This window comes from Burkholderia sp. PvR073 (assembly GCF_054055695.1).
Genome location: NZ_JBSRXO010000002.1, coordinates 958,583 through 980,251, shown reverse-complemented (window position 1 = coordinate 980,251; position 21,669 = coordinate 958,583). Strand labels below are relative to the sequence as shown.

Annotated in this window: 18 protein-coding genes; 12 read left to right on the top strand and 6 right to left on the bottom strand. The window is 66.6% G+C overall.

Annotation, left to right across the window (positions count from 1 at the left end; all coding sequences use genetic code 11):
• Positions 1-18: 18 nt before the first annotated feature.
• The gene (locus ACVK00_RS11590) at positions 19-1,077 is read right to left on the bottom strand and encodes a hypothetical protein (protein ID WP_456826949.1); all 1,059 of its coding nucleotides are present in this window, start codon (positions 1,075-1,077) and stop codon (positions 19-21) included.
• Positions 1,078-1,703: 626 nt separating this feature from the next.
• Here ACVK00_RS11590 and ACVK00_RS11585 point away from each other — a divergent pair.
• Entirely contained in the window at positions 1,704-2,147 is a 444-nt protein-coding gene (locus ACVK00_RS11585) for an RICIN domain-containing protein (RefSeq protein ID WP_354123070.1), read from the top strand.
• A gap of 377 nt (positions 2,148-2,524) precedes the next feature.
• Here ACVK00_RS11585 and ACVK00_RS11580 read toward each other — a convergent pair whose 3' ends face one another.
• On the bottom strand, positions 2,525-2,692 hold the full coding sequence (locus tag ACVK00_RS11580; RefSeq protein ID WP_284897888.1) for a hypothetical protein: 168 nt from the start codon (positions 2,690-2,692) through the stop codon (positions 2,525-2,527).
• Between ACVK00_RS11580 and ACVK00_RS11575 the strand changes: the two genes are divergently transcribed.
• The 7 genes from ACVK00_RS11575 to ACVK00_RS11545 all read left to right on the top strand — a co-directional run bounded on the left by ACVK00_RS11575 (position 2,666) and on the right by ACVK00_RS11545 (position 10,918).
• Positions 2,666-3,586 carry a recombination-associated protein RdgC gene (locus ACVK00_RS11575; RefSeq protein ID WP_284897859.1) on the top strand — a complete coding sequence of 307 codons (921 nt, stop codon included), beginning with the start codon at positions 2,666-2,668 and terminating at the stop codon, positions 3,584-3,586. The two genes, ACVK00_RS11580 and ACVK00_RS11575, sit on opposite strands and share 27 nt — an antisense overlap.
• A gap of 485 nt (positions 3,587-4,071) precedes the next feature.
• Positions 4,072-4,632 (top strand): GNAT family N-acetyltransferase, encoded by a 561-nt coding sequence (locus ACVK00_RS11570; protein WP_284897857.1) that lies wholly within the window; start codon positions 4,072-4,074, stop codon positions 4,630-4,632.
• Between the two features lie 66 nt (positions 4,633-4,698).
• Complete coding sequence (locus ACVK00_RS11565; RefSeq protein WP_284897856.1) at positions 4,699-5,652, top strand: ABC transporter substrate-binding protein; 954 nt, start codon at positions 4,699-4,701, stop codon at positions 5,650-5,652.
• A 39-nt stretch (positions 5,653-5,691) separates the two neighbouring features.
• A complete protein-coding gene (locus ACVK00_RS11560) occupies positions 5,692-6,741 on the top strand; it encodes an LLM class flavin-dependent oxidoreductase (RefSeq protein WP_284897854.1) in 1,050 nt (349 codons plus the stop codon).
• A gap of 7 nt (positions 6,742-6,748) precedes the next feature.
• Positions 6,749-8,107 carry an LLM class flavin-dependent oxidoreductase gene (locus tag ACVK00_RS11555; RefSeq protein WP_284897852.1) on the top strand — a complete coding sequence of 453 codons (1,359 nt, stop codon included), beginning with the start codon at positions 6,749-6,751 and terminating at the stop codon, positions 8,105-8,107.
• Between the two features lie 59 nt (positions 8,108-8,166).
• Positions 8,167-9,951, top strand: a complete 1,785-nt coding sequence (locus tag ACVK00_RS11550) for an amino acid ABC transporter permease/ATP-binding protein (RefSeq protein WP_284897850.1) — start codon at positions 8,167-8,169, stop codon at positions 9,949-9,951.
• Between the two features lie 34 nt (positions 9,952-9,985).
• The gene (locus ACVK00_RS11545) at positions 9,986-10,918 is read left to right on the top strand and encodes an ABC transporter substrate-binding protein (RefSeq protein WP_284897848.1); all 933 of its coding nucleotides are present in this window, start codon (positions 9,986-9,988) and stop codon (positions 10,916-10,918) included.
• 62 nt (positions 10,919-10,980) lie between these two features.
• On the opposite strand, the gene ACVK00_RS11540 is transcribed toward ACVK00_RS11545, so the two are convergent.
• From ACVK00_RS11540 to ACVK00_RS11530, 3 genes are all read right to left on the bottom strand, one after another.
• On the bottom strand, positions 10,981-12,033 hold the full coding sequence (locus tag ACVK00_RS11540; RefSeq protein WP_354123296.1) for an RNA-guided endonuclease InsQ/TnpB family protein: 1,053 nt from the start codon (positions 12,031-12,033) through the stop codon (positions 10,981-10,983).
• Between the two features lie 183 nt (positions 12,034-12,216).
• The gene (locus ACVK00_RS11535; protein ID WP_284897845.1) at positions 12,217-13,311 is read right to left on the bottom strand and encodes an LLM class flavin-dependent oxidoreductase; all 1,095 of its coding nucleotides are present in this window, start codon (positions 13,309-13,311) and stop codon (positions 12,217-12,219) included.
• 52 nt (positions 13,312-13,363) lie between these two features.
• The gene (locus ACVK00_RS11530) at positions 13,364-14,329 is read right to left on the bottom strand and encodes an ABC transporter substrate-binding protein (protein WP_354123069.1); all 966 of its coding nucleotides are present in this window, start codon (positions 14,327-14,329) and stop codon (positions 13,364-13,366) included.
• Between the two features lie 370 nt (positions 14,330-14,699).
• On the opposite strand from ACVK00_RS11530, the gene ACVK00_RS11525 reads away from it, so the two are divergent.
• The 3 genes from ACVK00_RS11525 to ACVK00_RS11515 all read left to right on the top strand — a co-directional run bounded on the left by ACVK00_RS11525 (position 14,700) and on the right by ACVK00_RS11515 (position 17,995).
• On the top strand, positions 14,700-15,617 hold the full coding sequence (locus ACVK00_RS11525; RefSeq protein ID WP_284897841.1) for an alpha/beta hydrolase family protein: 918 nt from the start codon (positions 14,700-14,702) through the stop codon (positions 15,615-15,617).
• Positions 15,614-16,045, top strand: coding sequence for a MarR family winged helix-turn-helix transcriptional regulator (locus ACVK00_RS11520; protein ID WP_228907681.1), 432 nt, complete (start codon positions 15,614-15,616; stop codon positions 16,043-16,045). The genes ACVK00_RS11525 and ACVK00_RS11520 overlap by 4 nt, the downstream gene beginning before the upstream one ends.
• A 507-nt stretch (positions 16,046-16,552) precedes the next feature.
• Positions 16,553-17,995, top strand: coding sequence for a sialidase family protein (locus ACVK00_RS11515; protein ID WP_284897839.1), 1,443 nt, complete (start codon positions 16,553-16,555; stop codon positions 17,993-17,995).
• 62 nt (positions 17,996-18,057) lie between these two features.
• On the opposite strand, the gene adhP is transcribed toward ACVK00_RS11515, so the two are convergent.
• Entirely contained in the window at positions 18,058-19,086 is a 1,029-nt protein-coding gene (gene adhP, locus ACVK00_RS11510) for an alcohol dehydrogenase AdhP (RefSeq protein WP_284897837.1), read from the bottom strand.
• 490 nt (positions 19,087-19,576) lie between these two features.
• On the opposite strand from adhP, the gene ACVK00_RS11505 reads away from it, so the two are divergent.
• On the top strand, positions 19,577-21,607 hold the full coding sequence (locus ACVK00_RS11505) for a TonB-dependent receptor (protein ID WP_284897835.1): 2,031 nt from the start codon (positions 19,577-19,579) through the stop codon (positions 21,605-21,607).
• Positions 21,608-21,669: the final 62 nt, after the last annotated feature.

Sequence of the window (21,669 nt, the reverse complement as noted above, 5' to 3'; positions counted from 1 at the left end):
CAGTGCATATGCGGACCGTCAGCCGGGTGACTCGTTTCCCTGCGCAGCACCGCATTGATGGCAATGCGGGAAGAAGAAGAAATTCCGGCCACCGCATTCGCATACATTGAAAAGCCGCAATCCGCAATGTACGCAGAACGTGGAATCGTCGCCGCCGAGATTCCATTGTTTGTCGCATGACGGGCAGCGCTTTTTTTCGAGTGACCGAACGGCTTTTTCGTATCCGATCGTGCGCGCGCGTGCGCCCTGATCCTGCTGCAATTCGAGCCGTTTGCGTTCGGCATAGCGCTGAAATGCCTTCATCATGTAAAGGCCGGCGAATACCGTGAGTGCAATGCCGACCAGAACCCGGACATAGCCGCCGAAATTCGGCAGGTACGGAACCAGTTCAATGAAAAACGCGCTCAGTGCAAACAGGCCAAAACCATACACGAAAGGCCAGTAGCGCACCTTGCGGTAGCGGATGAACAGCCAGATCGCAACCAGCAGTATCGGTAACGTCAGCGCCAGGCGAAGCCCGAACACTTGCATCTCGTAGTGCCGCGTTGCCTCGTCGAAGCGCCGTTCGGCCGCTGCGTCCGCTTCGGCGATTTGCGTGTTCACTTGAGTCTGCTGCGAGCTCAGTGCCCGTTGCTGGTCGCCGATCGCATCGATCTGATGCTGCCAGTTGACCACCACGGCCTGGAGCGTATCAAGCTTGTGCGTTCTGGCCAGAATGTCCGGGTTCCTCGCGCTGTCTCCTGTCACCGAGCGGGTTGCCAGCCAGTTGCGGAAACTTTCCTTCTCGGCCGCGTACTCCTTCGCGGCGCGGCCGCGCGCCACTTCCATTGTGTCGGCCTTCTCGACAAGCGCGTCGTGCTGCGCCTGCAGACGGCGCCGCGCCGCGTCCAGCCGCGCCTTTGCCTGAGTGTCAGCGAATTGCTCGATGACGGGCGGACCGCCGCTCGGCGCGAACGCCATGTCGCGGATCACAAGACTGCCGAGCATGTTCAGAAAGACCGCGAAGATGATCGCAATTACCCATGACGCGAGTCGCAGGAGCCGCGCTGGACTGGTCAGGCCGTCGCCGGAATTCATCATTATTTTTTTGCCCTCGGTTGGAATGGCATTCATTGTCGCCAATCTCGATACAACCATCAATTGTCTCTTTCTCGTCGATTTCAGCCCGGCGCCGCTCCGATGCTGCATGTCGACCTTGAACGGCCCGCCCGTTCGCCCAACGGCGGCCATTCGCGCAACGGCTCTGCGTGTCACTCCGGTTTCGGCGTTGTTGCATTAATCGGGCGTAGTGACGAGGTAAGGCCGATGGTCATTGATTTCAGGCAATGCGAACGGATTGCGGGCGTGCGAGGTCCGCCATGCGGTTCGGCACGCCCACGCGGATGGCAAACCCGGATTGTTAAAAAGGGTGCTGGACCGGCTATTTTGCGTAAACGTCAGCCGGCCGCTTGCTCGTCCGATTTATGCGACAACGCCATCCTTTCGTGTAATCGCATGTAATTGATTCAGCGATGTGACGGACCTAATGTTTATCCCAGGCAGAAGCCCATCCTCAAACCTTGCCAATAAAGCGCCGACGATTTTTTGTCGATTATATGCAGATACATCAAGGGTCTTGTGGCAAGGATGATTTCCGTGTGAGGCTGCTGTCGGGAAGGAAGCATTCGTTTATCGACTCATCCAATTACCTCTCAGAGGAAAAAATGGCAAAAATTTCTTACACGGCCGATACCAGCTGGGTCATCGGCGTCACCGATCGCGTCAAAGGCAACAAGGTGGTGCTCGTTCCTGCCAGTACGGACCACCTGTATACCGAGTGGGACTTCCAAGCGGATGGCGGAATCACGCTGCACAGCGACCCCACGCTCGCCATCGACTGCGGAACGGTATCCGACGAGCAATACCTTGTCCTGAACACCTACGTGAAAAACCACGCGTCGGCCTCTCAGCAATGGCAATTCGACCCGCAATCGGACGACCCGCAATCGGGCTACATCGAAAACGTGACCAATTCGCAACTTGTCTTCGACCTCCAATGGAGATCGGTCGCGAAGGGCACGCCCATCTGGACATACTCGGCAAACGCATCGGATGCGGAGATCTGGAGCCCGGTTCCGATCCCCCAGGATTCTTTCATCAAGAAGTGACCTGACCCATGCTTCGATGGTGCGCCGATTGACTTATTCGGCGCACCATCGTAACTGCCTGTGGGCACGACGCACTGAATCGCAGGCAGCCGAGGTACGCCCGATTAATGCAAAAACGCCCCGGTTTCTGGATGTGGAACTCGTCCCTGAGGGTTGCGATCCGTTTCCCACCATCGTTTTTTTCATCGTCGTGGAAAACCACACTCATGCCAAGCGCGCTTGGTGAAATCAGATTTTCTACAGGGTTGTCGATGAAGATGCTCTCTTCAAGTCTTATTTCGACACATCGTAAAGCATGTTCAAAAACCACTGGCCCATGGTAATAAAAAAATGGCCTTTATCACGTCTGGATTCCTTCTCGGAAAGAGAAACTTACTTCACGGCTTTCTTGAGGTAGGCCAAAGCAAGTCGCGCACATCCGCGAGATTGCCGGCGATCTTCGCGATGTTGTCGAACGATTGAAATTGGCCGGGAACCGTCGGCGTCATATAGAATGACGCGCTTTGCCCGTCCCCCCTATGTGGTTCAAGAACCTTCAGCTTCACCGTCTTCCGGCACCTTGGGCCGTGACCCCCGACCAGATGGAAAAATGGCTGGCGCCTTACGCGTTTCAGCCGGGCAGCAGCGTCGAAATGCAGAGCGTCGGATGGGCTTCGCCGCGTGACGACGGCGCGCTTGTGTATTCGATCAACCGGCAGATGCTGCTGCTGTTTCGTGCCGAAAAGAAGCTGCTCCCGGCATCGGTCGTCAATCAAGTAACCAAAGCGCGTGCGCTTGAAGTCGAGGAGCAGCAGGGTTTCAAGGTCGGCCGGAAACAACTGCGCGAACTCAAGGAGCAGGTTACCGACGAACTGATGCCGCGCGCGTTCAGCATTCGTCGCGATACCCGCGTGTGGATCGATACGGCGAACGGCTGGCTCGTCATCGATGCGGCTGCACAGGCACTTGCCGACGACGTTCGCAGCCTGCTCGTCAAATCGATCGACCCGCTGCCGCTCACCGGTGTTCATGTGGCCCGTTCGCCGGTGGCAGCGATGACGGACTGGCTGCTGTCCGGCGACGCGCCGGGCGGCTTCACCGTGGACCAGGACGCCGAGTTGCGCTCGAGCGACCAAGGTGGCGCCACGGTGCGATACGTCGGCCACGCGCTGGAAGCGAACGACATGCGCCGGCACATCGAAGCCGGCAAACAATGCACGCGCCTCGCGATGACCTGGGATGACCGCGTCTCATTCGTGCTGACACCGTCGCTGACGATCAAGCGTGTCACGCCGCTCGACGTGATCAAGGAGGCGGCGGATCCCACTGCGCAAAATGACGATGAACGCTTCGATTCGGATGTCACGCTGATGACGGGGGAATTGGGGCGGATGCTGACCAATCTTGTCGATATCCTGGGTGGCGATCAGCACGACTCGATTCATCAGGCGGCAGCCTGACTCCGTCGTCGTCGAGGACCATCGCCCCGCGACGGCGGGGCGTCGCACTGACGCGACAATTCGAGGAGGACCGTAGCCACCATGGCGGCGAGTCGCGGCCGGAGGCTCGTGCCCCTGCAGAAACAACCCCGAATCGGCACGACCGGTAGGCCATCGAAACAACGACACCTCGCCGATCCACAACGGTCATCCACGTCATACACCCATCGAACGGGCGCGGCTCCGCACCACGCCCGTTCCCCACCCCACTCCGCCTGCAAGCCTTCTTACACCACCCGCGAAATCCTTATCGCAATTGCTTCGTTCGCCTTTGCCAGCCGCGCCGCTAACGTGTTCCAAACGGCGGCGGCACGCCGGATGTCTCGCAGGATACCGAGCGGCCGCCGTCATCACGACAACCGCGTCGCGATAACGGAACCGACCGGACGGGCCGTGTGCCCCGCCCCCGCCAGGAAGGTCCGCATCGCGCGCCCTTCGCGATGCCCATGGCCACGAACGACCGCATCATCGACACGACGCCGCTCGATGTCCGCGCCCAGCCGCTGATCGACGCGCTGATCGACGAATACGCGACGCGCTACGACGCGTACCGCCCCGACAGCCGCGCATCCGCCCGCGACGAACTCGCGCGCTACCCGGCCGAGCAGTTCGCGCCGCCCGAAGGCGCGTTCGTGCTGCTGCTGCGCGACGGCGAAACGATCGGCGGCGGCGCGTTCAAGCGCTACGACGCGCAGACGGCCGAACTCAAGCGCATCTGGACTCGCGCGGACCTGCGCCGTCAGGGGCTCGCACGCGTGATCGTCGACGCCCTCGAGCAGCGCGCCGCGCAGCAGGGCTATCGACGCGTGTACCTCACCACCGGCTTTCGCCAGCCCGAAGCGTGGGCGCTGTACGACCGCACCGGCTATACGCGTCTGTTCGATTCGTCGATCGACCCCGAAACGTATTTCCACCTGCGCTTCGGCAAGGATCTCGCCGATCCGTCGCGCACGTCGACGCTCGCCGATCTGTGGGCGCCGCTCCCCGAACCGGTGCTGCCGCGCTGAACCGTTCGCTTCATCCGACTCCGTTTCCCACGACACACAACGACACGACAACGACAGGACGCATCCATGCCACGAGCCGTACCCTTCACGCCGCGCGTGCTGCGCACGCTGGCCGCCGCACTAGCCGCCGCGCTGATCGGCGTGACCGCGATCGCCGCGGCCGCCGCGACCTTCGATCTGAGCCCCGAGCAGCGCGGCCGCCCGCGCGGCACCGTCGATGCGGCCGTCGAACGCGCGGTGCCCGCGTCGTTCAAGTTCGCCGAAGCCGGCACGCTGACGATCGGCGTCGCGCCGAGCCTGCCGCCGATCAGCTCGTATGCGACCGACGCGCGCACGGTGATCGGCTTCGACGCGGACGTCGGCCAGCTCGTGTCCGACAGCCTCGGCCGCAAGCTGAAGATCGTCCCGCTCGCGTGGGCCGACTGGCCGCTCGCGCTCGAATCGGGGAAGGTCGACGCGGTGATCTCGAACGTCACCGTCACCGAGGAGCGCAAGCAGAAGTTCGATTTCTCGACCTACCGCAAGGACCAGGTCGGCTTCTACGTGCGCAACGACAGCAGGATCCAGTCGATCCGCGAGCCGAAGGACGTCGCCGGGCTGCGCATCGTGACCGACGCCGGCACCAACCAGGAAAAGATCCTGCTCGCGTGGGACCGAGAGAACGTCGCGCACGGCCTGAAGCCCGTGCAGGTCCAGTACTACGACGACCAGGCGATGCGGATCGTCGCCGTGCAGTCGGGCCGCGCGGATGCCATGTTCAGCGTGAACTCGGTGCTCGCGTACCAGAGCGCGCAGCAAGGCAAGACGCGGCTCGTCGGCGCGATCAGCGGCGGCTGGCCGCGCACGGCCGACATCGCGATCGCGACGCGCCGCGGCAGCGGGCTCGCCGATCCGCTGACGGTCGCGCTGAACGGGCTGATCAAGAACGGCCGCTACCAGCAGATCCTGGACCGCTGGAACCTCGCATCGGAAGCGATCGACCAGTCGCGCACCAATCCGCCGGGCCTGCCGAAGATCTGAGCGCCCCCTTCCACGCGTTGCGCAGGAACGCCGAACACCATGTCTTATTCGCTTTCATTGCTGGACAAGAGCCCGATCGCCGACGGCACGACCGCCGCCGACGCGCTGCGCTTCACGACGACCCTCGCGCAGCGCGCGGAACAGCTCGGCTACGAGCGCTTCTGGGTGGCCGAGCATCACGGCGCGCCGGGCTTCGCGAGTTCCGCGCCCGAGATCGTGGTCGCGCACCTGCTCGCGCACACGTCGCGCATTCGCGTCGGCTCGGGCGGCGTGATGCTGCAGCACTACAGCCCGTTCAAGGTCGCCGAGTCGTTCAGGCTGCTCGCCGCGCTCGGGCCGGGCCGCGTCGATCTCGGCATCGGCAAGGCGCCCGGCGGGCTGCCGCTCACCACGCGCGCGCTGCAGTGGTATCACGACAAGGCGAACAAGCCCGACTTCGCGGGCCAGCTCGCGGCGCTCGACGCGTTCCTCGGCTGGGGCGTCGCCGAAGATCATCCGCTCGCCGGCGCGCTCGCGATGCCGGTGCCACCGCACGCGCCCGAACGCATCCTGCTCGGTGGCTCGCCCGACAGCGGCGCGCTCGCCGCGCGCCACGGCTGGCGCTTCTGCTACGCGGGGCACTTCAACGGCGACGACGCGAACCTCGAGCGCTCGCTCACCGCGTATCGCGACGCGGGCGGCACGCGCGCGCTCGTCGCGCTGTACGCGGTCGCCGCGCCGACCCGCGACGCGGCCGAGCAGCTGATCGGGCCGATGAAGATCTTCCGGCTGCAGTTCGCCGGCGGCCAGAGCTTCAACCTGGCGAGCGCGCAGGCTGCGGCGGAATTCGCGCGGCAAAGCGGCGCGTCCGACTACCGGATCGACGAGCTGCGCCCGACCGTGCTGGCCGATACGCCCGAGCGCGTGCATCGCGCGCTCGACGCGCTGAGCCGGCGGCTCGACGTTGACGCATTCGTGATCGACTCGCCGGTGACCGATTACGCGGCGCGGCTCGCGTCGGCCGAATGGCTCGGCGGCGCGCAGTCGATCACGCCCGTGCGGGCGGCCCTTTCGGCCGAACGTTCCCTTTACCCCGACCAGAACGCGTGACGCCCCCATGACGACCCGACGATCGATTCCCTTCGGCCTGATGCTGCAAGGCGCAGGCAGCCACATGAACGCGTGGCGACACCCGAGCAACCCGCCGGACGCGAGCATCAACCTCGACTTCGCGATCGGCATCGCGCGCAAGGCGGAAGCCGCCGGCATCGCGTTCGCGTTCGTCGCGGACGGCCTCTACATCAATGAGAAGTCGATCCCGCACTTCCTGAACCGCTTCGAGCCGCTGACCGTGCTGTCGGCGCTCGCGGTCGCGACGAGCAAGATCGGGCTGGCGGGCACGATCTCGACGTCGTACAGCGAGCCGTTCACGGTCGCGCGCCAGCTCGCGTCGCTCGACGCGATCAGCGGCGGGCGCGCGGGCTGGAACGTCGTGACGACACCGCTCGAAGGCACCGCGAAGAATTTCGGCAAGGCGCATCCCGAGCACGCATTGCGCTACGAGATCGCCGACGAATACCTCGAGGTCGTGCAAGGGCTGTGGGACAGCTGGGACGACGACGCGTTCGTGCGCGATCGTGCGACCGGGCGCTTCTTCGATCGTGACAAGCTCCACACGCTCGACCATCACGGCCGATTCTTCCAGGTCGCGGGCCCGCTGAACATCCAGCGCTCGCCGCAAGGGCAGCCGGTAATCTTCCAGGCCGGCTCGTCCGACACGGGGATCGGGCTCGCGGGCAAGTATGCGGATGCCGTGTTCACGCATTCGCCGTCGCTCGACGAAACGGCCGCGTTCACGCGGCGCGTGAAGCAGAGCGCGGTCGAGCACGGGCGGCAGCCCGGCGACGTGAAGATCTTCCCCGGCGTCGGCCCGATCGTCGGCCGCACGGCCGCCGAAGCGGAAGACAAATACCAGGCGATCCGCGACCTGCTGACGATCGACGAGGCGCTCGCCTATCTCGGCCGCTATTTCGATCACCACGATTTCACGCAGTACGCACTCGACGCGCCGTTTCCCGAACTCGGCGACATCGGTCGCAACAGCTTCCGCTCGACCACCGACCGGATCAAGGCCGACGCGAAGCGCAAGCACCTCACGCTGCGCGAGACGGCGCTCGCCGTCGCGACGCCGCGCCCGAACTTCATCGGCACGGCCGAGCATGTCGCCGACGAGCTGATCCGCTGGCACGACGCCGGCGCCGGCGACGGCTTCATCCTCGGCTTCGCGGTGCAGGCGCAGGGCGTCGACGACTTCGTCGACCTCGTGATTCCGGTACTCGAGGCACGCGGCCGCTACAGCCGCGACCTGCCGGGCAGCACGCTGCGCGACCACCTCGGCCTGCCGCGCAAGGCGAGCCGCCACGCGGCGCCCGGCGCGGCGCAGAAACAGGACGACGCGGCCGAAGCGCACGCGTGACGCCGACGCGCCGCCACGCGCGGCGCGTCAGACCGACCCGATCGAGGACCTTCACCGACATGAGCGACACGACCCATCTCGGCGGCGCACTGCCGCCGCTTCCTTCGTCCCGCGTCCGCGACGCCGGCACGCGCCTGCGCATCGTGCCGGCCCGCCACCGCTCGCGCACGGCCGGCACCGTGCTCGCGCTCGTGCTGATCGCGCTCGCGCTGCATTCGATCCTCGGCAACCCGCAATGGGGCTGGCCGGTATTCGCCGAATGGTTTCTGTCGCCGCCGGTGCTGTCCGGGCTCGCGCGCACGCTGGTGCTGACGCTGCTCGGCGCGGTATTCGGCTTCGCGCTCGGCGCGTTCGTCGCGCTGGCGCGGCTGTCGCGTTCGCGCGTGCTCGCCGCGAGCGCGTGGACCTTCGTGTGGCTGTTCCGGTCGATTCCGCTGATCGTGCTGCTGCTGATCCTCAACAACCTCGGTTACCTGTACGAACACGTGCGGCTCGGCGTGCCGTTCACCGACATCGTGTGGTTCGACACGCCGACCACCGACCTGATCAGCCCGTTCCTCGCGGCCGTGCTCGGCCTCACGCTGAACCACGCAGCGTTTTCCGCCGAGGTGATCCGCGGCGGCATTCTCGCGGTCGACCAGGGGCAGCTCGAAGCAGCCGCGGCGCTCGGCCTGCCGCGCGGCCGTCAGACCACGCGGATCGTGCTGCCGCAGGCGATGCGCGCGATCCTGCCGACCGCGTTCAACGATCTCATCTCGCTCGCGAAAGGCACCTCGATGGTGTACGTGCTCGCGATGCCCGAGCTGTTCTATACGGTGCAGGTGATCTACCGCCGCAATCTCGAAGTGATTCCACTGCTGATGGTCGCGACCGTCTGGTACCTGATCATCCTGACCGTGCTGTCGGCAATCCAGGTTCAGGTCGAGCGCCACTACGCGCGCGGCGCGCTGCGCAACCCGCCGCCGTCGGCACTCACGTTCGTGCTGGCGCGCGTCGGTGCGCTGTGGCGGCGTGTCGCGGCACGTAACGCGACAGCCACCGCAACGGCACGCGGCGACGACACGGCCGCTCCGCTGCCGCGCGCCGGCGGCGAAGTCGCCGTGCACAACGTATCGAAGCAGTTCGGCATGCAGCGCGTGCTCGACAACGTGTCGTTCGTCGCGCCGCGCGGCAGCGTGACGGCGATCATCGGGCCGTCCGGTTCGGGCAAGTCGACGCTGCTGCGCACGATCAACCATCTCGAACGCGTCGACGACGGCTTCATCGACATCGACGGCGAGCTGATCGGCTATCGGCGCGACGGCGACGTGCTGCACGAGCTGAAGGAGCGCGACGTGCTGAAGCGGCGCACGGCGGTCGGCATGGTGTTCCAGAACTTCAACCTGTTTCCGCACTTGACCGTGCTCGAGAACCTCGTCGAGGCGCCCGTCGCCGTCGCGGGCGTCACGCGCGAGGCCGCCGAGCGCACCGCGCGCACGCTGCTCGCGCGCGTTGGCCTCGCGGATAAAGCCGATGCCTACCCGCGCCAATTGTCCGGCGGCCAGCAGCAGCGCGTCGCGATCGCGCGGGCGCTCGCATTGCGTCCGAAGGTGCTGCTGTTCGACGAGCCGACGTCGGCGCTCGATCCCGAACTGGTCAACGAAGTGCTCGACGTGATCAAGGAACTTGCGCGCTCAGGCACCACGCTCGTGATCGTCACGCACGAGATCGGCTTCGCGCGCGAAGTCGCGGACAACGTGCTGTTCATGGAGCGCGGCCGCGTCGTCGAGTCGGGGCCGCCCGCCATCGTGCTCGACGCGCCGGCCCATCCGCGCACGCGCGCATTCCTGTCGCGGGTGCTGTGATGCACGCCGCGCCCCACCTGCGAGGCGACCGACGATGATCGACCGACGCCAGTTCATGACAGCCGCGCTTGCGGCCGCATCCGGTCTGCGCTGGCATGCGGCCGATGCAGCCACTGCGACGGCAGACCTCGATCCGCGCCAGAGCGGCCGGATCCGTGCGTCGCGCGACGACGCGGCGATTCGCGCGGCCAGCCACTACCGGTGGGTGCGCGACGGGGCCTTCACGGTGGCGATCTCGCCACATGCGCCGCCCGTGTCGACCTACGCGACCGACGCGCGCACCGTGGTGGGCGCCGATCCCGACTATGCGCAGCTCGTCGCGGACGCGCTGGGCCGAACGCTGCGGCTGGTGCCGATCGCGTGGGCCGACTGGCCGCTCGGGCTCACGTCCGGCAAGTACGATGCGGTGATCTCGAACGTCGGCGTGACCGAGCAACGCAAGGAGAAGTACGACTTCACGACCTACCGGCTCGGGCTGCATGGCTTCTACGTGCGCAACGCGAGCCCGATCGCGCGGATCGCCGAACCGAAGGACATCGCGGGTTTGCGCATCATCACGGGCGCCGGGACGAGCCAGGAGCGCATCCTGCTCGAATGGAGCCGGCGCAATGTCGCGCAAGGGTCGAAGGCGACCGAACTGCTCTATTTCGACGACGACGCGGCGGCACGCGTCGCGCTGCTGTCGGGCCGCGCGGATGCCGAGCTGAACCCGAACGCGTCGCTCGCGTACGAGGCTGCGCGCGACGGCAAGATCCGCCGGGTCGGCGTCGTCAACGCGGGCTGGCCGGCGAATGCCGATGTCGCGATCGCGACGCGTCGCGGCAGCGGGCTCGCGCCGGCCCTGACGCTCGCGACGAACACACTGATCGACAACGGCCGCTACGGGCAGGCGCTCGCGCGCTGGGGGTTGCAGAGCGAGGCGCTCGCACGGGCGCAGACGAATCCGCCGGGGTTGCCGTCGTTCTGATTCGACGGGCCTATGCATCGACACACCGATGCACCGGCACATGAATTGACGTCCTCACCCGCCTAAAGGCAGGTGATTCCCACACCTGGCGATGCACGTCCGCATCGGAGAATGTTCAGCGCAGCGTTGGTATCTCGATCATGCTCGACACCACAGTCACTACAGGCCCACTCTCTTATTCGCAGTCCCGCGATACCTTTCGGCCGCGTCGTGCTGTCTCTCGACCCGCACGCCGAACAGGACTGGGTAGAACCGCTTTCGTCGACTTCCTCGAACGTGGCTCCGTGCGCGATCGCTTTGTAGCGGAGCTTGTTTCGGAAGGACGACCAGGATGCGTCGTAGACGCTTTTCGCCATCCTGGTTCTGGCGAGCTTCGCGGCCGACACGTTGCCGACCGCGAGGTAATCGAAGCGCCGCACCAGATCGAGCGCGAGCTTATGCTGGAAATCGGCACGGGCATTCGCGACCTTGGCGTGCAACTTCGCGATATGCCGCTTGTGCTTGCGCGCCCGTTGCGCTTTCGCCAGTTTCTCCGCCGCGCGTCGGCCGAATCGGTCATTGGGCAGCTTCTCGCCCGTCGAAAGTGTGGCGAAGTCTTTCAGGCCGAGATCGATGCCAACACCGGAACGGACCGGGCGGGCCTGAACATCGGGCATCTCGATCACGATGTTCAGAAACCAGTTGCCACGTGCATCCTGCGCAAAGGTGGTCCCATCCTTGATCTTGCCTTCGGGAAGCGCCCGGCTGTGGAATACCCGAAACGTGTTGCCGGCGAAACGGAATGCGTCACCCTCGCGCTTCAGGTCACGCCCCTTCAGCGGCACCCAGCCAAGCGATTTCCTGCCGCGATAGCGCAGGTAGGGCCGACGGCGCTGACTGCGCGACTTCGCGTATTGCTCGCACGTTGCATTGACTGTTCCGGAGTGGATGCCCAGTTCCTTGCTGCTACCGGTCGTCAACACGTTCAAGTCGAAACCCGTCGGCCACTTCTTGCTCCACTTGAGCGCGTGCTTCTGCGTGTCATTGCAGAAGTTCCAGACGTAGTTCACCGCACGGCTCTGCTTGTTGAGCAGTCCGTTGAGCGACTTCACGCGGTAGCGGTAGACAAGGATCATGCCGGTGATCCTAACCCGTGGAAGAAGCTGCCTGTCAACCGCACTCCTTTCCTTCCCGCCATCCGCCCGAAGGAAGTCCCCTTGCGGGAAATGGCGGGGTTTCTCGGAGCAAATTCTGATGAAATCGCCCCGGCGGTCCGCGATCGACATGCCGGGGCGAAACGAAGAATCGGCCGTCGTCGCCTAGGCCGTCACCGCCGCATCCTCCCGGTCGAGTTCCGCGATATGCGCATGAATCGCCGGAATCAGATCGCGCCCATAGGCCAGCGCATCGTCGAGCGGATCGAACCCGCGTATCAGGAACGTCGACACGCCGAGCCGGTAATACGCACCGAGCGCACGCGCGACCTGTTCGGGCGTGCCGACGAGCGCAGTCGAATTCCAGCGTGCACCGGTCAGGTTCGCGACACCCATCCACAACCGCTCGTCGAGCACGTCGCCCTGCGCGGCCGCGGCCATCAGCCGCTGCGAACCGGCATTCTGCGGCGCGTGGCCGTCGATCGGCTGGCCGTGCGCGACTCGCGCCGCGCGCACGCGCGCGCGGATCGCCTCGGCCTTCTCCCACGCGGCGGCTTCGGTGTCCGCGACGATCGGCCGGAACGACACGCTGATGCGCGGCGCGCGTCCGAACGGCGCCGCGGCGGCCCGCACGCGCGCGATCTGCTCGCGCACCGCGGCGAGCGGCTCGCCCCAGGTCATGTAGACGTCCGCGTGCTGCCCCGCCACCGCCAGCGCGGCCGGCGACGAGCCGCCGAAATAGATCGGCACGTGCGGCCGCTGCGCGCTTTTCACGAGAGGCGACGCCCCGCGCAGCCGGTAGAACGCGCCATCGTGATCGACCGGCGCGTCGGCGAGCCAGATGCGTTTCAGCACGTCGAGATATTCGCCGGTGCGGCGGTAGCGCGCGTCGTGCGGCACGAAATCGCCGTCGCGCTGCAGGTCGGCATCGTCGCCGCCCGACACGACGTTCAGCGCGAGCCGGCCGCCGCTGAATACATCGAGCGTCGCGATCTGCCGGGCGGCGGCCGACGGCACGATCACACCCGGCCGGTGCGCGAGCAGGATGCGGATCCGTTCGGTCGCGGCGGCCGCGAACGACGCGACGATGAAGCCGTCCGCCGCGTTGCTGAAATGGCCGACCAGGATCTGGTCGAAGCCGGCGGCTTCGTGCGCCTGCGCGAAGCGCCGCACATAGTCGGGCTGGACGGCGGCGCCGCCCGGTACGTCGACCTCCGCGCCGGGCGTCGCGGTGATCATGCCGATGATGTCGACAGGCATGTCGGGCTGTCCTTCTGGTGGGGAATCGGAATGGGCGGGCTCGGCGGCACCGTCACTGCGCGGCGGCCGTCTTTTGCGCGGGCGCCGCGAACGCGCCCGCATACGAGCGGTCGAGCAGCTTCGCCGTGTCGTACGCGGCCGGAATCACGCCGGCCTTGTGCAGGAAATCGGCGGTGTTCTGCGCATCCTTCGCGGCCGTGTCGTCGACGGGGCCCACCCGCTGGTGCGCGTTGTCGAGCCAGCGGTACGCGACGTCCGGCTCGAGCTTCGCGCGCTTTGCCCACAGGTCCGCGTACTCGCGCGGATGACTGTCGACCCACTGGCGTGCCGTGACCACGCGCTTCAGGAAATCGGTGATCTCCGCCCGCTTGCCGGTTGCGGCCTGCTCGTTCGCCGCGACGAAGCTGAGTGCGGGCATCAGCCCCTGCGCGGTCGTCACGGGCCGTGCGCCCTGCCGCAGCGCGAGCGTGCTGACGAACGGCTCCCACAACGACACGGCGTCGACCGAGCCGTTCGCGAGCGCGTTGGTCGCATCGATCGGCATCAGGTACGCGTACTTGACGGAATCCGCGCGCAGGCCCGCGTGTTCGAGCGCGCGCAGCACGAGCTGCTGGCTCCACGCGCCGCGCCAGACCGCGATGGTCTTGCCCTGCAGGTCGGCAACGGTGCGCACCGGCGAGTGCTTCGGCACGAGGATCGCGACGCCGTCGAGGCTCTGCCGCGACACCGCGACGACCTTCACCGGCGCGCCGCGCGCAGCCAGCGTGAGCAGCGCGGAATCGCCGAGGAAACCGATATCGATCGCGTTGCCGTTCAGGCTCTCGGCGACGGGCGCGGCCGCCTGGAAGTGCTTCCACTCGATCGTGTAAGGCAGGTCCTTCAACACGCCGGACGCCTCCATCGACGCCTGAATGTTGAAGTAGTTCTGTTCACCGACGCGCAGCGTGACGGTGTCTTTCGCGACGCCCGGCTGCGCGGCGAGCGCGAGCAGCAGCGCAGTAACGATTCGGCTCAACAACGTGATCTCCCCGGAGGTTGGCGGGCAGCCGCGCGACGGCGGCGCCCTTTGGCCCGCATGGCCCGACGGCCGGCGGACAGGATGGAACCGGTGAAGATACGTCGATGCGCTTCATGAGACAAACGCAATATTCTGCTTTGCAAAGATGCAAATAGTTTATGGAACGTGTGGCCTGTCCGTTCCGGCATCGAATGGCATTACCGGCCCGTACCGACGGGTTATCTTGCCGAAAATAGGTTCCGTGTCGACTCGTCCCGCATTCAGCTCGCCGGGAAGTCGCTCGAATGATTCCTCGATAGATATTTCGCGCGCGAAATAATTCTCGCACTATATTTCGCATACGAAATAACTGCCCGACACGAGGACGGCCATGACGTCAGAACCCATCGAGTTTTCCGCCGCCGACGGCTACCCGCTGCGCGGCACGCTGTGGTCGCCGGACGCGCCGCCGCGCGCGCTGGTGTTGATCCATCCGGCAACCGCCGTGCCGGAGCGGCTGTATGCGGGCTTCGCGCGCTTCCTGACCGAGCGCGGCTTTGCGGCGCTGACCTACAACTATCGCGGCATCGGCGCGTCGCGGCCCGCGCGGCTGAGCGCGCTGCAGGCCCGCATGCGCGACTGGGTCGAGCTCGACGTCGGCGCCGCGATCGCGTGGGCGCGCGACGCGTACGACGGGCTGCCGCTGCTGGCGGTCGGGCATAGCGTCGGCGGGCATGCGATCGGGTTGTCGGCCGGCACCGCGCACCTGCGCGCGGCCGTGCTCGTCGCCGCCCACGCGGGCAGCACGCGGCTGATTTCCCGCGCGGCGGAGCGATTGAAGGTGCGGCTGATCCTGCGCGTGCTGGGCCCGCTCGCGTCCGCGCTGCTCGGCTACGTGCCCGGCAAGCGGCTCGGGCTCGGCGAGGACCTCCCCGCCGGCGTGTTCCGCGAATGGAGCCGCTGGACCACGTTGCCGCGCTACTTCTTCGACGATCCGACGCTCGGTGCGGCCGAGCGCTTCTCGAAGCAGCAGTTGCCGATTCTCGCGCTCGGCTTCGACGACGATCCGTGGGCGAACCCGCCCGCGATCGACCTGCTGGTAAGCTACCTGACCCGCGCGGCCGTCGAACGCCGCCAGATCGATCCGCACGCTGCAGGCAGCGGGCCGGTCGGGCACATGGGCTTCTTCCGCAGCCGGCCCGGCGCCGTGCTGTGGCCCGCGGTCGCCGACTGGCTCGCGCAGGCGCTCGACGCGCCGCGCGAGGCGGGCCGCCCGTCCCTTTCCATTGCTGCCGGGAACCGAGCTTGAGCGAAGACCGACGACTGTTTTTCCTGTTGAACATCGGCCAGCGGCGCGTGCAGCGCTGGGTCGACCGCCAGGCCGAGACCGATGCGCGCGCCAGCGCCGCGCAGGCCGGCGTGCTGTTCTGCCTCGCGAAGCAGGACGGTGCGCTGATCGGTGAAGTCGGCGCGGCGCTGCAACTGGCGCCGTCTGCGATGACGGGGCTCGCCGACCGGATGGCGAAGGCCGGCCTGCTCGCGCGTCACGCCGATTCGGACGACGGGCGCGCCACGCGCCTGTTCCTGACCGACGAAGGTCACGCGGCGCTCAAGCGTGCGCGCGTGTTGCTGCGCGAGCTGAACGGCAAGCTGTGCGACGGATTTTCCGACGCGGAACTCGACGTCGTCGCGCGCTGGCTGCACGCATTGCAGGACCGTTTTCCGGCGGAGCGCTGACGGCACGGACCACGCGTCACGTCAGTCACGATAGTCGCGACACGCAGCACCGCATCGATACGACGCGGCTCGAACGTCGCGATCGAAAGCGATTGCGATTCGCATTTTCGATTCGTTTTCCGCGCCTGCTCGGCGGCAAATTTTGCGTTGCCGCAACGTGCCGCTTCGGCAACGCTTTCCGGCTACGCTCTGTTACAAAAAATTGCCTCCCGCGCCGCATGGGGATCGCCTACATTGCAATCCACTTCGCTGCATTCGCCGTATGCACCGACTGGCCTTCCCGTCGGGTCCGCATTGCAGGCTCTGCCCGACAAGTAATGAAAACGAAGAGGAGTCTTAACCGACGTGCTGGCGGCATCCAGCACACGCGGATTGCGATGACCGAAACGGCTTCCTGAACGACCCGACCCGACGCGTTGCACGGCACCCTTTGGCCACGCACCGATGCGCGTTGCGTCGCCGTGCCGTGCCCGGCCATCGCCGCCGCATGTCAACGAGGAGCAGTCCATGCGACGCACGATCGTGTCCCACTCGCTTGTCACCCGCCTGTCCGCCGTGATGGCGATGGCCGCCGCCGCGGCGGCGCACGCCGAACCCGTGGTCGTGTCCGGCCCGAGTCCATTCGCCGCCTGCACCATCGGCGGCCCCGGCACGAACTACGTGAACGCCGAGGTCGAACCGTGGCTTTCGGTCAATCCCGCGAACCCGACCAACATGATCGCCGTGTGGCAGCAGGACCGCTGGTCGAACGGCGGCGCCCACGGGCTCGTCGCAGGCTACACGTTCGACGGCGGCGCGACCTGGGCGCGCACGCCGCAGCCGTTCAGCGCATGCGCGCCAGGTGGGCTCAAGTACGAGCGCGCGTCCGATCCCTGGGTGTCGTTCGGCCCGGACGGCACCGCGTACTCCGTATCGATCTCGTTCAACCAGTCGAACAACGGCAATGCGGTCGGGGCTTCGGTGTCGACCGACGGCGGACAGACATGGAGCAGCCCGGCCGTGCTGATCGCGAACGACGAGCCGACGACGCAGTTCTTCAACGATAAGGAATCGGTGACGGCGAATCCGGTGAAGGCCGGCACCGCCTATGCCGTGTGGGACCGCCTCGAGCTGCCGAACGGCAACCCGTACGCGAATCTGCACACCGCGGCATACCGCGGGCCGACACTGTTCTCGAAGACGGTCGACGGCGGCAAGACGTGGAGCAAAGCGAAGGTCATCGTCCACGTGCCGTCGCGTCAGCAGACGATCGGCAACCAGATCGTCATCGATCCGAGAACGGGCACGCTCTACAACTTCTTCGACCTGATCCAGCCGCCGTTCAGCAAGGCCGCCGGCAAGGTCGCGTTCATCAAGTCGACCGACGACGGCGCGACCTGGACGAAACCGCAGGTGATCGCCGGACTGCAGACGGTCGGCGTGACCGATCCGAACACCGGCGAACCGGTGCGCACCGGCGACATCATTCCGGAGCCCGCGATCGATCCTGCATCGGGGCAACTCTACGTCGTCTGGCAGGACAGCCGCTTCAACGGCGGCAAGTACGACGAGATCGCGGTGTCGACGTCGAAGGACGGTGGCGCGAGCTGGAGTGCGCCGATGCAGTTGAACACGCGGACCGGGCGCCCCGCGTTCAATCCGTCGGTGCGCGTCGACAATGCGGGCGCCGTCATGGTGACCTACTACGACTTCCGCGATCTGCAGGCCGGCAACACGACCACGCTGCCGACCGGGTTCTGGCGCAAGATCTCGCATGACGGCGGCACCACGTTCGCCGACGAGCGGCGCGTCGGCGGCCCGTTCGACATGAGGCTCGCGCCGAACGCGGAGGGCTTCTTCATCGGCGATTACCAGGGGCTCGACGTGCTGCCGTCGTCGTCGTTCCATCCGCTGTTCGTCCAGACCACGGGCAACCTGACGAACCGCACCGACGTGTTCTTCGCGCCGTGATGCGCGCGTGAGCGCAGCGCTGCCGCGACGTCCCGCGTCGCGGCAGCGTGCCCGAGTGCGCGTCAATGCATGTCGGTCAGCACGACGCGACCGTCGATCTTGCCTTCGCGCAGCCGCGCGAATATGTCGTTGATGTTGCCGAGCCGGTCGCGATGGATATGCGCGTGCACCAGGCCATCCGCCGCGAAATCGAGCGATTCCTGCAGGTCGCGCCGTGTGCCGACGATCGAGCCGCGCACCGTGATGCCATTCAGCACGGTCGAGAAGATCGGCAACGGGAAATCGCCGGGCGGCAAGCCGTTGAGTGCCACCGTGCCGCCGCGCCGCACCATCCCGAGCGCCTGCGCGAACGCGCTGCGCGACACGGCCGTGACCAGCACGCCGTGCGCACCGCCGATCTCCTTCTGGATGACCTTCGCCGGATCGTCGGCCGACGCATCGATCGTGAGCGCTGCGCCAAGCTGGCGCGCGAGTTCGAGCTTCGCCGGTGACACGTCGATCGCCGCGACGTGCAGGCCCATCGCGCGCGCGTATTGCACGGCTACGTGGCCGAGCCCGCCAATGCCCGAAATCGCGAGCCACTGGCCCGGACGCGTGTCGGTGACGCGGATGCCCTTGTAGACCGTCACGCCCGCGCACAGGATCGGCGCGATCTCGTCGAACGCAACCTGCGCCGGCAGATGGCCGACGTAGTCGGGATCGGCCAGCACGTATTCGGCATAGCTGCCGTTGACCGAATAGCCGGTGTTCTGCTGCCCGTGGCAAAGGGTTTCCCAGCCGGTGTGGCAGTACTCGCAGTGACCGCATGCCGTGTAGAGCCAGGGCACGCCGACGCGGTCGCCCTCGCGCACGTGCGTGACGCCCGCCCCGACCGCCGCGACGACGCCCACGCCTTCGTGTCCGGGAATGAACGGCAGCGTCGGCTTCACGGGCCAGTCGCCGTCGGCGGCATGCAGGTCGGTATGGCAGACGCCCGATGCCTTGATGTTGACGAGGATCTGGCCCGCGCCCGGCGTCGGGACCGGCACTTCCTCGATGCGCAACGGTTCGCCGAACGCGTGTACCACGGCCGCTTTCATTGTTTGTGTCACGTGTCGCTCCTGTGTGGTCGATGATCCGGCCAGTATCCGGACTCGAAACCGGAGCGCCTTGATACGCATCAACGGGGCGGGAAACGCGCGCGATAGTGGCGCATTCGCGCGGGACATGCGGCGCGGACGGCCGGTCCCGTGCCGGTTCGACGCCCCTTCTTCCTAGGCAGCCATTTCGGCCGTTGGTCGGAAACCCTTCGGCATACCGTCGTTTCGCTTGGAATTCGAAATGATATAACATATCATTTCGCAATCTCGTCCACCTGAAACACTTGGACCCGTTCCATCCGGGTGGCCGAGTGACGCCGAGTCATGTCCGGCCGGGTCATAGCGGGGCCACTACGCGCCGCTGACGCAACAATATATCGTATCTAGTCGTGACCCGCATGGCTCGCTTTCCGACCGACCAAACCAACCAATCCCAACCGATTCACCGACCATGCGCGACCTCCCTCGTCTACCGCTTCGCCCGCTCTCGCCCGTTTCGCTGATGCTGCTTGCCGCCGTCGCACAAGCCCAGGCCGCCGATACGCCCGCCTCGTCGACGCCGACGCAGGCCACGTCGCTCGCGCCGATCTTCGTGACCGCGAACCCGCTGGGCGACACCCAGTTGATCGCGCCGACCGCGCAACTGTCCGGCGACGCGCTGACGCGCCGCCAGGCCGATTCGCTCGGCGAGACGCTCAACGGCCTGCCCGGCGTGTCGACCACCACCTACGGGCCGATGGTCGGCCGTCCGATCATCCGCGGGATGGACGGCGACCGGATCCGGCTGCTGCAGAACGGCGTGGCCGCCTACGACGCATCGTCGCTGTCATACGACCACGCGGTGCCGGAGGACCCGCTGTCGATCGAGCGCGTCGAGATCGTGCGTGGACCGGCCGCGCTGCTGTACGGCGGCAACGCGGTCGGCGGCGTCGTCAATACGATCGACAACCGGATTCCGCGCGAGGCGATCGAAGGCGTGACAGGCGCGCTGGATGCGCGCTACGGCGGCGCGAACTCGGTGCGCGCGGGCGCCGCGCAGGTCGAAGGCGGCAACGGCCGCTTCGCGTTCCATGTGGACGCATTCGACCGCGAGGCCAGCAAGCTGCGGATTCCCGGCTATGCGCGCAGCAGCGCGCAACGCGCGATCGACGGCCCCGACACGCCGCAGCCGTACGGCAGCGTACCGAACAGCGACGGCCGCGTGCACGGCGGCGCCGCCGGCGCGTCGTACACGTGGGCCGACGGTTTCGCGGGCCTGTCGTACAGCGGCTACGAATCGAACTACGGCTCCGTCGCCGAGGACGACGTGCGCCTGCGGATGCGCCAGGAACGGCTCGCGCTCGCGTCCGAGGTGCGCAACCTGAGCGGCCCGTTCACGAAGCTGAAGTTCGACTTCGCGTACACCGACTATCGCCACAAGGAAGTCGACAACGGCGAGACGGCGACCACCTTCCGCAACCGCGGCTACGAAGCGCGCATCGAGGCGCGGCATCGCAGGATCGGCCCGTTCGAAGGCGCGATCGGCGTGCAGTTCGGCCGGAACACGTTCTCGGCGCTCGGCGACGAAATGCTGGTGCCGTCCACGCGCACGAACAGCGTCGCGCTGTTCGGCCTCGAGGAATGGCAGGTCGACCCGGCGCTGAAGCTGAGCCTCGGCGGGCGCTTCGAGCACGTGAAGGTCGATCCCGATCCGGCCGGCGTCGAGAAATTCGCGGGCGCGCAGCCGCGCGACTTCAATGCCGGCAGCGTATCGGCCGGCGCCCTCTTCTCGCTGACGCCGGTGTGGTCGGTCGCGGCGAACGTCGCCTACACGGAACGCGCGCCGACCTTCTACGAGTTGTACTCGAACGGCCCGCACGACGCGACCGGCCAGTTCCTGATCGGCAACCCGAACGCGTCGAAGGAAAAGGCCGTGTCGACCGACCTGTCGCTGCGCTATGCGAGCGGCCCGAACCGCGGCAGCGTCGGGGTGTTCTACAACCGCTTCTCGAACTACCTGACCGAGTACAACACGGGCCGCGTCGTGGACGACGACGGCGAACCGGTCACACCCGGCGCCGATGGCTCGCTCAACGAAGCGATCTATCGCGGCGTGCGCGCCGAGTTCTACGGCGTCGAACTCGACGGCAAGTGGCGTGCGTTCTCGCGGCGCGGCCATACGGTCGACCTGGAACTGACCGCCGACTACACGCATGCGCGCAACGTCGACACCGGCCAGCCGCTGCCGCGCATCGCGCCATTGCGCGCGACGCTCGCGGCCGACTACGGTTACGGCCCGTTCGGCGCACGCGCGCAGGTCACGCATGCGTGGTCGCAGCACCGCGTGCCCGACAACGACTTCCCGACGGACGGCTACACGTCGCTCGGCGTGATGCTCACGTACAAGTTCCGTGTCGCTGCGATGCACTGGCTCGCGTACCTGCGCGGCGACAACCTGACGAACCAGGAGATCCGCTACGCGACCTCGGTCGTGCGCGGCTTCGCACCACAGGGCGGCCGCAGCGTGATGGCGGGCCTGCGTACGACGTTCTGATCGTCGGACGGCCCGCGGCACCGGCCGCGGGCCGTTCGACCGGGCGACAATCCATGCGCCCG